Genomic DNA, 11670 nt, shown 5'->3' on the forward strand with positions numbered 1-11670 from the left:
ACGTAAGAGTACTTATAAGGGCAGATTATTTCTGCACGGCTGGTTAAGGTTGTCCTTGGACACCTTTCCGGTCAACATATCGAAGGACGGGTCATGACACAGGCGGGACGCCAGGGTTCACCACGTAAAGGTTCGGGACGCGACAGTACCGAACGCAACACATCACAGCGCAGCACCTCCCAGGGCGGCGCTTCCGGCGGCGGGTTCCGCGGCGGGGCCGCCAAGCGCGGCGGCGGATTCGGCAGCGACCGCCCCCACCGCGCACCCAAGCCGCGCGAGGAGCGGTTCATCGATCCGGACCAGGCACCAGCCGGTGGCCAGGGAGGCCGCGGAGCAACGGAACCCAAGTCTGCAAAGCCTTCCTCCCGGAAGCCTGCAGTACGCAAGCCGGGTGCCAAGAAGGCACCGGGAACGCCGGGCGCGCTGAAGCCAAAACCACGGACCGGCGCCCCGGGCGCGGCAGCTTCCCGTGCTTTCGGCAGCGAACGTTTCGGCCAGAACCTGGGTCCGGTACGCCGGCCAAGCCGAAAGAAAGGCCCCCGCGGCGAGGTTCCCCAGTCGGAACTCCACGATGCCGACGGCGTGCGCCTGCAGAAGGTCATGGCCTCCGCGGGCGTAGCGTCACGCCGCGTCTGCGAGGAGATGATTGCCGAGGGCCGCGTGGAAGTGGACGGCCAGGTAGTCACCGAGCTCGGCGTCCGCGTCGATCCCAAGACCGCCGTCATCCACGTTGACGGACTGCGGATCCAGTTGGACGAGAACCTGGTGTACATGGTGTTCAACAAGCCCAAGGGCGTCGTCTCCACCATGGAAGACCCCGAGGGCCGCCCGTGCATCAGTGACTTCCTTCGCCACCAGCACGGCGAACGCCTGTTCCATGTGGGCCGGCTCGACGTCGCCACCGAGGGGCTGCTGCTGCTGACGAACGACGGCGAACTTGCCAACCGCCTCACGCACCCCTCCTACGAGGTGCCCAAGACCTACCTGGTCCAGGTCCGGGGCCCCTTTCCGCAGGGAATCGGCGCCCAGCTCAAGGAAGGTGTGGAACTGGAGGACGGCTTTGCCTCGGTGGATTCCTTCCGCCTCGTAGACTCCACTCCCGGCCACGTCCTGATCGAGGTAGTACTGCACTCGGGCAAGAACCGCATCGTCCGCCGGCTGTTCGACGCCGTCGGATTCCCGGTCCTGCGGCTTGTCCGCGTCAAGGTGGGACCCATCGGTTTGGGCGACCAGCGCCAGGGAAGCATCCGCAACCTCGGCAAGCAGGAAGTCGGCCATCTGCTGGCATCCGTAGGGCTCTGAGGCATGTCCGCTTTCCACAGCCAGGGCCGCGGGCACCTGGACGGGCCCGTGGTGGTCATCGGCACGGGGCTGCTGGGCACCAGCATAGGGCTGGGCCTGCGCGGCCGCGGCGTTCCGGTTTACCTGTCCGACCCTTCGCCCACCAACCAGGCGGTTGCGGTGGATATCGGTGCAGGCCAGCCCCTGGCCGGGCTTGCGGGTGGTGCGCCGCAGCTGGTGGTTGTCGCCGTCCCGCCGGACGTCACGGCCGATGTTGTGGCAAAGGCCCTGGCTGATTACCCGGACTCAGTGGTGGTGGACATCGCAAGTGTCAAGGCGGAGATCCTCTCGGCGCTGCGCAGCCGCGGCGTGGACCTCTCCCGCTACGTGGGCACACACCCCATGGCCGGACGGGAAAAGTCCGGGCCGGTGGCAGCCCGCGGGGAGCTCTTCACCTCGATGCCCTGGGTGGTGTGCCCGTCGGAGGAAACCTCCGGCGCAGCCCTTCAGACGGCCCGCTCGCTCGCCACGGACCTGGGGGCTGTTGTTTCCCAGTTCACCGCCGACGAACACGACGAAGCCGTGGCCCTGGTATCGCACCTGCCTCAGGTTATGTCATCGCTCTTGGCCAGCCGGCTGCAGGGAACGCCGCTGCACGCGTTGTCCCTGGCGGGCAACGGACTGCGCGACGTCACCCGGATCGCTGCCAGTGATCCCTCCCTGTGGGTGCAGATCCTGGGCGGCAATGCAGCCAAGGTGGTGGAGATCCTTTACGGCGTGCGGGAGGACCTCAACCGCCTCATCGGCACACTGGAGGAGCCCACCGCACCGGGCGCCCGGCTTGACCTCGCACAACTAATGAGTGAAGGCAACGCCGGCCAGGCCAGGATTCCGGGCAAGCACGGCGGTCCCCCCCAGGCGTATTCGTGGCTTACCGTCCTGGTGGACGACACGCCGGGCCAGATTGCCCGGCTCCTTACGGAAATAGGGGAGATCGGCGTGAACCTCGAGGACCTGCGCCTGGACCACTCGTCGGGCCAGAACGTGGGTATGGTGGAAATCTCCGTGTTGCCGAACAAGCATGACCACCTGATCGAAGCACTTAACGACCGCGGATGGCGGGTACTCCAGTAATGACACAAGAACTTCTTGACACCCTGCCCGCGCTCCGGATCGGCCGGCCGCTGGTGGTGGCCATCGACGGGCCGTCGGGCTCCGGAAAGTCCAGTGTCAGCAAGGAAGTGGCCCGCCGGCTCCGGCTCGCCTACTTGGACACCGGTGCCATGTACCGGGCACTGACCTGGTTCTGCGTCACCAAGGGCATCGACCTGGAGGACAGTGCGTCTGTGGAGCAGGCGTCCCGGGACCTGGTCCTGGACCTGAGTACAAGCCCCCAGGTGGAGTACGTCCGCGTGGACGGGGTTGACGTCACCGACGCAATCCGTGAGCCTGCCATCTCCTCAGCTGTCAGTTCCGTGGCCACCACCTTGGGAGCCAGGACGGAGCTCATCCGGCGCCAGCGCGAACTGATCGAAAAGCACCACCGCCGGATGGTGGTGGAAGGCAGGGACATCACTACCGTCGTCGCGCCCGGGGCTGAAGTGCGGATGCTGCTCACCGCCAGCGAGGAAGCACGGCTGCGCCGGCGCGGAATCCAGCTCGGCGGCACCCAGGATGCCGAGCAACTGGCGGCTCAGGTGACCCACCGCGACGCCAAAGACTCCACGGTGGTCAACTTCACGCAGGCCGCTTCCGGCGTGGTCACCCTGGATTCTTCGGACCTGGACTTCGACCAGACGGTTGCTGCGGCCCTCGTGATAGTGACCAAGGTTTTGAACCGTGACTGAGCCAATCGTCCGAAAGCCCAGGCCGGAGATCCCGTCCGGTTGGTCCATGGCCTGGAGCAGGCCTGTTGGCTGGGCCCTCGACCACCTGGTGTACAGGACGTCCGTCACGGGCCGGGACAACGTTCCCACCGGCGGGCCCGTGATTTTTGCCGGCAACCACATCAGCTTCCTGGACGGGCCGGTGATGTTCGGCGCGTCGCCGCGGCCCATGCACATCCTGGTGAAACAGGAGATGTTCCAAGGCTTCCTGGGCCGGGTGCTGACGGCGTCCGGTCAGCTGCCTGTCGACCGCACTGGGGACCGTGCTGCGCTGCAGCGCTGCAAGGAAGTGCTCGACGCCGGACGTTGCGTCGGGATTCTTCCCGAAGGCACACGGGGGAGCGGGGCAGCGGCTGACATCAACGGCGGCGTGGCGTGGCTCGCGCTGAACTCCGGCGCTCCGGTGGTGCCCGTCGCGATCCTGGGCACGCGCAAGGGCAACGAGCACCTCGATTCGGTGCCGCGGCCCGGCAGGCGTTTCCATGTCAGCTTCGGTAATGCGCTGACGCTGGGCCGCCGGGCCGGGGAAAGCGGGCGTGCTTCAATGGACAGGGCGGCGCTGGAGATCCGGGCCGCATTGTCAGGGCACGTGCAGGATTCCATCCAGCTCACGGGGCAGCCCTTGCCGGCGGCAGATTTTTCCAAAGACTTCACAGCAGTAGCCGGGAGGCCGGCAGATGACCACTAAGGACAATGCAATGAGCGATACAACCCAAACTTCCGGCCACTCCGGCGCCGGCGATGACGAATACACCCCCTCCGGCACCGACCAGGTGGCCGAGCGGCTGGCGGCGATAGACGACGACGAAGCCGAACTCCGTGCCGCGTCCCTCCGTGCCGGCCTGGAGGACTACGAGCTTGACGAGGATGACGCCGCGCTGCTTAGCGGTGAATACGACGACGAGGACTATGACGGTCCGGTCAAGCTCGATCCGGTCCTGGCCATTATCGGGCGTCCCAACGTGGGCAAGTCCACCCTGGTCAACCGTATCCTTGGCCGCCGTGAAGCAGTGGTGGAAGACACCCCTGGCGTTACCCGTGACCGCGTGATGTACTCCGCCCACTGGAACGGGCGCAACTTCACCCTCGTGGACACCGGCGGCTGGGAACACGACGCCCGCGGCATCCACGCGCGCGTGGCCGAGCAGGCCGAGATGGCCGTGGAACTCGCGGACGCGGTCCTCTTCGTCGTCGACTCCGCTGTCGGCGCCACCGCCACCGACGAAGGCGTGATGAAGATGCTGCGCCGCAGCAAGAAGCCCGTCATCATGGTGGCCAACAAGGTGGACGACTTCGCCCAGGAGGCCGACTCCGCCGCCCTGTGGGGCCTGGGCTTCGGCGAGCCCTACCCTGTCTCGGCGCTGCACGGCCGGGGCGTGGCCGACCTGCTTGACCACGTGATGGATACCCTTCCCGAGTTCTCCACCATCGAAGGACTGGAGCGTTCCGGCGGCCCCCGCCGCATCGCGCTGATCGGGCGCCCCAACGTGGGCAAGTCGTCTTTGCTGAACAAGCTGGCCGGTACCGAGCGCGTGGTGGTGGACAACACTGCCGGCACTACCCGCGACCCGGTGGATGAATTTATTGAACTCGGCGGGCGCACCTGGCGGTTCGTGGACACGGCAGGCATCCGCCGCCGCCAGCACATGGCCCAGGGCGCGGACTACTACGCCTCCCTGCGGACCCAGGCCGCGCTCGAAAAGGCGGAGGTCGCCGTCGTGCTCCTCGCCGTGGACGAGGTCCTCAGCGAGCAGGACGTCCGGATCCTGCAGCTCGCCATTGAGTCAGGCCGCGCCCTGGTGCTGGCGTTCAACAAGTGGGACCTGCTCGACGACGAACGCCGGCGCTACCTCGAGCGCGAGATTGAACAGGACCTCGCCCACGTGGAGTGGGCGCCCCGCGTCAACATTTCGGCCAAGACCGGGTGGCACAAGGACCGCCTGGTTCCTGCCCTGAACCTGGCGCTGGAAAACTGGGACAAGCGCATTGCCACCGGCCGCCTGAACGCCTTCCTCGGCGAGCTCGTGGCCGCACACCCGCACCCCGTCCGCGGCGGCAAGCAGCCGCGCATCCTCTTCGGCACCCAGGCCTCGAGCAGGCCGCCGAAGTTCGTGCTGTTCACCACCGGATTCCTGGACCCCGGTTACCGCCGTTTCATCACCCGCCGGCTGCGGGAAACCTTTGGCTTCGAGGGCACCCCCATCGAGGTCAACATGCGGGTGCGGGAAAAGCGCGGCAAGAAGCGCTAGGCATCGTGATCTCCGCGACACGCGGAGCTGCGAAATCCGGAAAGTGTCACTTGCACCCTCCGGAATCGTGTAAGCTCTTCTAGGTGGTTCGGCCGGACTGCTGGTGGAAATTCCCGGGTCAGCCCGGGGATGAAGCACAGCGGAGAACGGCGGAACTAACGGGCTGTAGCGCAGCTTGGTAGCGCACTTGACTGGGGGTCAAGGGGTCGCAGGTTCAAATCCTGTCAGCCCGACCAAAAAAGGCCGGAACCACGCGGAAACGCGTGGTTCCGGTTTTTTTGGGTACGGCTAATCAGCCTTCATGCGGAGGCCTGCGGGAGCACCACCACGCTTCGGAATCAGTGTTGGTACACGATCACGATGATGAACTGCCACTGTCCGTGATTATTCTTGTACCACGCACGGTGATACTTGCCGTTGCAGTCGTCGTCGTGATCCTTGTGGTCGTAAACGTACTTGTAGTCGCCCCGATGATCATTGTCCTTGTCCGACTTGTGATCGTGGCCGTCGTCCGACTTGTGATCGTGGCCGTTTTGATCTTTCCAGTCGTGTTTACGCTTGTCGTCGTCGTCGTGCCCGTTATAGTTCGAGCGATCGTAATCGTCGCCGGCATACGCAGCACCGGCCGTAAGGGCCGATCCGCCTACGGTCAGGCCGGCCACCAGGGCAGCGGAGCCGAAGAAGCGGGATACTTTGTTCATTGTATTTTCCTGTCGTGCATCAACTGATGTACCGCAGGAGCGGGAGAGCATGCAGAGTGGCACGGTCGTCGAACATGGTTTTGAGAGTCGCCGTCGACGCCTCCCCAGTGGGTTTGCGCCGGTTTCCAGGCTACTCACCGGTATAACGGCAACTGGCACACCTTCAACGCGTGAATGTTACGCAGCCCTCCGCACGCGGCAGGTCGAACACAGCCTGTTCAGGTGGGACAGACCTTGCACAAAGGGCCGGAATTGCCGCCGGGGGCCCACTTGGCCCATCCGCCAGGGGGCAGCCAGGGCTGGCCCTGCTTCCGGGGTCTGCCCTACTTTAGGAATTTGGATGTCCTGCGGTCGGCCAGGATCTTGCCCTTCGTCTGGCAGGTGGGGCAGTACTGCAGTGCAGTATCGGCAAAAGATACTTCCCGCACGGTGTCCCCACACACCGGGCAGGGCTCGCCGGTCCGGGCATGGACGCGCATGTGGCTGCGCTTAACGTCTTTCAGGTCCTTGGGCGGCTTGCCGCTTGCCTCAGCCAGTGCCGTGCCCAGCACATCGTGGATGGAATCATAGAGGACCTGCACCGCTTCCCGGTCCAGTGATTTGGCGGTGGCGAAAGGGGAAATGCGGGCGGCGTGCAGGATCTCGTCACTGTAGGCGTTGCCAATGCCGGCGATCACGCTCTGGCTCCTTAGGAGCCCCTTGATCTGCTGGGAACTGCCGGCGAGGATTTCGGCCAGCATGTCGGCGTCGAACGCCTCGGTGAACGGGTCCGGTCCCAGGGTGGCGATGCCCGGCACGTCCTGGGGATCCCGCACCACATAGACGGCCAGGCTCTTCTTGGTACCGGCCTCGGTGAGGTCCACGCCCCGCAATCCATCCGGGCCGGTAAAGGCAAAACGCGCCGCGATGTGGCCCTTGCCCATCCGCAGCTGCGCATCGGCGGGGGAGTCCGTGAAGCGCACCCAGCCCGCCCTGGCCAGATGGAACACCAGCGAGATTCCGCCGGTGTCGATGCTGACGAACTTGCCGAAGCGCCGCACTCCGGTCACGGTCCGCCCCTCCAAGGCATTGAAGGGCGGATCAGCCGTCTTGAGCACGGCAAAGGAAACGATCTGCACCGTGGTCACTGAAGTTCCCCGCAGGTGCTCATCAAGAAATTCAGCCAGGCCCGCCACCTCCGGAAGTTCCGGCATGGCTTACCCTGCCGCTTCCCGGAGTGCTGGAAGGGTGCGTGCGCTCATGGGTCCCATCTTGTCAGAATCCCCGGCGAACGCCCCGCCAGTTGTGCCTATACTTTCAGCGGCGGCCCGTTTGGCCCCCGTTGACCTTGGTGTTCCACCTCATGAAAGGCCCCTGATGAGCAACATTCCCGAAGACCTGTCCTACACCGCCGAACATGAGTGGGTTTCTGCTCCCAGTGCCGACGGTGTGGTGCGGGTGGGCATCACCGACTTCGCCCAGGACGCCCTCGGCGATGTCGTTTACGCCCAGATGCCGGAAGTGGGCACCAAGATTACGGCGAACGAGGTTGTCGGCGAAGTTGAATCCACCAAAAGCGTCAGTGACATCTACGCGCCGGTCACCGGTGAGGTAGTGGCGCGCAATGAGTCCCTCGACACGGATTCGGCGCTGATCAACACCGATCCCTATGGCGACGGCTGGCTCATCGAAGTCAAACTTGCCGAAGCAGACGCTGTTGAGTCCTTGCTCAGTGCATCCGAGTACGAACAACAGGTAGGCTAAAAGCTATCCGGTAAATCCGGTTCGGCCAGCGGTGCGGACGCCACGTCTTCGCACGTCAGGCCGGATCCGGAGCCGGTGCCGGACCTGCGAGGCAGGCCCGGACGGCAAATGTTAATTGCAGGCATCAGAGCTGCAGCGGAAGAGGAGGAATCCATGGCTGGCCACACACACAACCCTGCCGATGGGGAATACGGCAATGGTGCGGCCAGGGCGTCGGAGACCACCTCGATCCACCTCACCCCGGTGCGGGATGAACCGACTATCGCCCCCAAGCTCTCATCCGAAGAGCGCAATTCCGTCGAGGCGCTGCCGGCCGGGTCTGCACTCCTCGTTGCGCACAGTGGCCCGAACGCCGGTGCCCGGTTCCTGCTGGACTCCGACGTCACCACTGCCGGCCGCCACCCCGACGCCGACATCTTCCTGGACGACGTCACGGTCTCCCGCCGGCACGTCGAATTCCGGCGCACGGCGCGCAGCTTCGAGGTAGTGGACAAGAACAGCCTGAACGGCACCTACGTTAACCACGACCGCGTTGACAGCGTCGAGCTCAAGTCCGGCAGTGAAGTCCAGATCGGCAAGTTCCGCCTCACCTTCTACCTGAGCCCTGCCAGCGCTGCAGGCCGCGGCTGATCCGGGGACCGCTGCCTGTGGCAATGGCACAACCGGAACGCCGGGGACCTCAGGTCCTGAACATCGGGGAAGTCCTCGCCCAGCTCAGCGGCGACTTCCCCGGCATGACAGCGTCAAAAATCAGGTTCCTTGAGGAAAAAGGGCTGATCAATCCCCGCCGCACCCCGGCGGGCTACCGGCAGTATTCCGACGGCGACGTGGAGCGGCTGCGTTTTGTCCTGGCTTTGCAGCGGGACCAGTACCTTCCCCTGAAGGTCATCAAGGACTACCTGGACGCCATCGACAGGGGAGAGCGCCCCGAAAGCCTGCCGCCAGGGGTTGTGGTGTCCCCGCGGATTGTCTCGGACGAACTGGCCGCGGAACTGCAGAGCCGGGGGCGCAAGCTCACCGAGGAGCAGCTGCGCGCGGAATCCGGAGCCAGCGTACCCCTGCTCCAGGCCCTGCTGAGTTTCGGCCTCATCAGCCATTCCAACGGGCAGTTTGATGAACACGCCCTGCAGGTGGCCAGGGCCTGCGTGCAGTTGGAAAGCCACGGGCTCGAACCCCGCCACCTCCGGCCCTTCCAGGCAGCTGCAGAAAGGGAGTTCGGACTCGTGGAACGCGCCGTGGCGCCGCTTGCTTCCCGCAGGGACGCCGCCTCCCAGGCGCGGGCGGCGGAGGCTGCCCGCGAAATCAGCGACCTCTGCCTCACCCTGCACCGGGCTCTGGTGCAGGACCACATCTCACGCATGGACATCTGATGATTGAAGTCGAGATCGTAGGCGTTCGGATCGAACTGCCTTCCAACCAGCCACTGGTCCTCCTGCGGGAGATGCATGGGGAACGCCACGTACCCATCTGGATCGGCACCCCTGAAGCAAGCGCCATCGCCCTGGCCCAGCAGGGTGTGGTTCCGCCGCGGCCCATGACGCACGACCTCCTGGTGGACGTGGTGGAGTCGCTGGGCCACTCCGTGGTCAGCGTGAACATCGTGGCGGTGGAGGACAATATCTTCTACGGCCAGCTCCAGTTCGAGAACGGCACCACGGTCAGTTCGCGCGCCTCCGATGCCCTCGCCGTCGCCCTTCGGGCCAAGTGCCGGATCTGGTGCGCGGATTCCGTGATGGACGAAGCCGGCGTGCGGATCACGGAGCACGATGAGGGCGAGGACACGGAGCCGGGCCCCACCGTCGACGAGGAGCGCGAACTGCGCCGGTTCAGGGAGTTCCTGGACGACGTGGAACCCGAGGATTTCGACGGCTAAGGTCACGTTAAGGTTAAAGTTAAGGATGAAGGTTCCGACACGCCTCTTCGAAGGGGCCAACGTCTTTGACCTGGGTTCCCCGCGGGCCTAACGTCTAAGTATCGAGTTCCCATTGCTTACAGCAGCCGCGCAGGTCACACTGGAAGGTGCGCCCCGCGGAAATTACAGGGATGATCTTCATTCCTGTTAAAGCTGCTGCAGTTCTTCTCGGGGAGCTTATGACAAGGAGGATCCAGGTGAGTCCCAAAGGCGAAGCAGGCGGGCTGAAACAGCCCACGGCCGGTGTTGCTGTGCCCGCAAGCGGTGCCCAGGGCCTCCTGTTCACCGAAGACCTCCCCGTCCTGGATGAAGACGCCGGCTACAGGGGTCCCACCGCCTGCAAGGCAGCAGGCATCACCTACCGCCAGCTGGATTACTGGGCGCGCACCGGACTTGTCGAACCCGCCGTCCGCGGTGCCGCCGGCTCGGGATCCCAGCGGCTCTACGGCTTCCGCGACATCCTCGTCCTCAAGGTCGTCAAGCGCCTGCTGGACACCGGCGTGTCGCTGCAGCAGATCCGCACGGCCGTGGAACACCTGCGCGAACGCGGCGTGGAGGACCTGGCCCAGATCACGCTGATGAGCGATGGCGCCAGCGTTTACGAGTGCACGTCCGCGGACGAAGTCATCGACCTCGTCCAGGGTGGCCAGGGCGTGTTCGGCATCGCCGTTGGCCGCGTGTGGCGCGAGGTGGAAGGCAGCCTGGCGTCGCTCCCGAGCGAACATGCCACGGAGCAGTCCTTTCCCGACGACGAATTGAGCAAGCGGCGGGCAGCCCGCAAGATCAGCTGACGCTGCATCACGGGCTTCAGCCTTAACAGCAGAGGCCGCTCTCCACAGGGAGAGCGGCCTCTGCTATTAACGTTCCGTTTCCTACCTGGCCCGGCTGCGCAGGCCGCTGCCTACCGCCATGACATTGGCCAGCAGGTCATCGAAGAGGGCCGCGGCGGCTTTGGCGGAGTCGCCGGGCCAGTGGTGCACCGGGTGGGCGGCGCCCTGGATTTGCTGCCAGTTGGCCTGTTCCGGAATCCGAGGGCTCAAAAGGAGCTCGCCGAACATCGACTCCATCTCCGCCAGCCGGTAGCTGTGCTCGGAGGACCCTGACCGCACCCGGTTGGCTATGATGCCGGCCGGTGAAAGGTTGGGCGCGAACTCCTGGCGAAAAAGCTGGATAGCCCTCATGGTCCGTTCGGTACCGGCAACGGAAAACAGCCCCGGCTCGGCAACAAGCGCCACCTTGTCGCTGGCCGACCACGCCATTCGGGTCAGGCCATTCAGGGACGGCGGGCAGTCGATCAGGACGAGCTGGTAGTTGTCTGCGGCGGCCAACACTGAAGACAACCGCCGCAGGTCGCGGCGGCTCAGGTCCGGCCTGTCGTAGATTCCCGTGTAGGCAGAGCCGACGGCGACGTCCAGGACCGCGGGGCCGGAGCCGTTGGAAGGGGCCCGCTCCGTCCAGCTGCTGCCCACCACATTCTCGGCGAGCTTGGCCCGGCGGGGGCTCTTGAGCATCCTGCCGATATCGAGCTGGTCGCCCGGTTGCACGCCCAGGGCGGTAGTCGCGTCCGCGTGGGGATCAAGATCCACCACCAGCGTCCGAATGCCTGCGGCAAGGGCTGCAGACGCCAATCCTGTGGTGACGGAAGTCTTGCCGACTCCACCCTTGAGGCTGCTGATGCTGACTACTTGCACTTGAGAGACCAAAACCTAACGCCGGATGCCGTGTTGGGAGTAATGTTTGCTCCGGCAGTGCCGAAGCCGGACGGTCCTGCCGCCCTACTCATCATATGTGGATGCGTCGGCGATTCCTGCTTTAAAGGGCGTCGGCATGGCACCAGCTATGCTGCCGGGGCGGTTTCCGCCAGGGCCGGCAGAAGGGCTCGGGACATGACGGGGAAA

Annotated in this window: 13 protein-coding genes and 1 tRNA gene; 11 read left to right on the top strand and 3 right to left on the bottom strand. The window is 65.1% G+C overall.

The features are described 5' to 3' along the window. The first annotated feature begins 93 nt into the window (after positions 1 to 93). The 6 genes from M8J71_RS07980 to M8J71_RS08005 all read left to right on the top strand — a co-directional run bounded on the left by M8J71_RS07980 (position 94) and on the right by M8J71_RS08005 (position 5652). A complete protein-coding gene (locus M8J71_RS07980; RefSeq protein ID WP_256247408.1) occupies positions 94 to 1302 on the top strand; it encodes a pseudouridine synthase in 1209 nt (402 codons plus the stop codon). Between the two features lie 3 nt (positions 1303 to 1305). Then, positions 1306 to 2415, top strand: a complete 1110-nt coding sequence (locus M8J71_RS07985) for a prephenate dehydrogenase (protein WP_256247409.1) — start codon at positions 1306 to 1308, stop codon at positions 2413 to 2415. After that, entirely contained in the window at positions 2415 to 3128 is a 714-nt protein-coding gene (gene cmk / locus M8J71_RS07990) for a (d)CMP kinase (protein WP_256247410.1), read from the top strand. The genes M8J71_RS07985 and cmk overlap by 1 nt, the downstream gene beginning before the upstream one ends. Before the next feature lie 46 nt (positions 3129 to 3174). Then, a complete protein-coding gene (locus M8J71_RS07995; protein WP_256247860.1) occupies positions 3175 to 3855 on the top strand; it encodes a lysophospholipid acyltransferase family protein in 681 nt (226 codons plus the stop codon). Positions 3856 to 3865: 10 nt separating this feature from the next. Then, entirely contained in the window at positions 3866 to 5416 is a 1551-nt protein-coding gene (gene der / locus M8J71_RS08000) for a ribosome biogenesis GTPase Der (protein WP_256247411.1), read from the top strand. A 159-nt stretch (positions 5417 to 5575) separates the two neighbouring features. After that, positions 5576 to 5652: transfer RNA gene (locus tag M8J71_RS08005), tRNA-Pro, on the top strand. A 102-nt stretch (positions 5653 to 5754) separates the two neighbouring features. Here the strand turns inward: M8J71_RS08005 and M8J71_RS08010 are convergent. Both M8J71_RS08010 and M8J71_RS08015 read right to left on the bottom strand, forming a co-directional pair. After that, a complete protein-coding gene (locus tag M8J71_RS08010) occupies positions 5755 to 6117 on the bottom strand; it encodes a hypothetical protein (protein ID WP_256247412.1) in 363 nt (120 codons plus the stop codon). A gap of 323 nt (positions 6118 to 6440) precedes the next feature. Continuing rightward, positions 6441 to 7310, bottom strand: coding sequence for an Fpg/Nei family DNA glycosylase (locus M8J71_RS08015; protein ID WP_256247413.1), 870 nt, complete (start codon positions 7308 to 7310; stop codon positions 6441 to 6443). A 163-nt stretch (positions 7311 to 7473) separates the two neighbouring features. Between M8J71_RS08015 and gcvH the strand changes: the two genes are divergently transcribed. The 5 genes from gcvH (at position 7474) to M8J71_RS08040 (ending at position 10563) form a co-directional block, all read left to right on the top strand. Further along, positions 7474 to 7860 carry a glycine cleavage system protein GcvH gene (gene gcvH / locus M8J71_RS08020; protein WP_163162994.1) on the top strand — a complete coding sequence of 129 codons (387 nt, stop codon included), beginning with the start codon at positions 7474 to 7476 and terminating at the stop codon, positions 7858 to 7860. A 153-nt stretch (positions 7861 to 8013) separates the two neighbouring features. Further along, positions 8014 to 8490, top strand: a complete 477-nt coding sequence (locus M8J71_RS08025; RefSeq protein ID WP_163162996.1) for an FHA domain-containing protein — start codon at positions 8014 to 8016, stop codon at positions 8488 to 8490. A gap of 23 nt (positions 8491 to 8513) precedes the next feature. Continuing rightward, positions 8514 to 9230, top strand: a complete 717-nt coding sequence (gene ftsR, locus M8J71_RS08030) for a transcriptional regulator FtsR (protein ID WP_256247414.1) — start codon at positions 8514 to 8516, stop codon at positions 9228 to 9230. Further along, on the top strand, positions 9230 to 9733 hold the full coding sequence (locus M8J71_RS08035; protein ID WP_138135016.1) for a bifunctional nuclease family protein: 504 nt from the start codon (positions 9230 to 9232) through the stop codon (positions 9731 to 9733). Before ftsR ends, M8J71_RS08035 begins: the two co-directional genes overlap by 1 nt. A gap of 236 nt (positions 9734 to 9969) precedes the next feature. Further along, positions 9970 to 10563, top strand: a complete 594-nt coding sequence (locus M8J71_RS08040; protein ID WP_163163000.1) for a MerR family transcriptional regulator — start codon at positions 9970 to 9972, stop codon at positions 10561 to 10563. Between the two features lie 81 nt (positions 10564 to 10644). Here M8J71_RS08040 and M8J71_RS08045 read toward each other — a convergent pair whose 3' ends face one another. Continuing rightward, positions 10645 to 11463 carry a ParA family protein gene (locus tag M8J71_RS08045; protein ID WP_256247415.1) on the bottom strand — a complete coding sequence of 273 codons (819 nt, stop codon included), beginning with the start codon at positions 11461 to 11463 and terminating at the stop codon, positions 10645 to 10647. Between the last annotated feature and the right edge of the window lie 207 nt (positions 11464 to 11670).

The sequence above is a fragment of the Pseudarthrobacter sp. R1 genome, from assembly GCF_024494415.1.
In the GTDB taxonomy this organism is placed as follows: domain Bacteria; phylum Actinomycetota; class Actinomycetes; order Actinomycetales; family Micrococcaceae; genus Arthrobacter.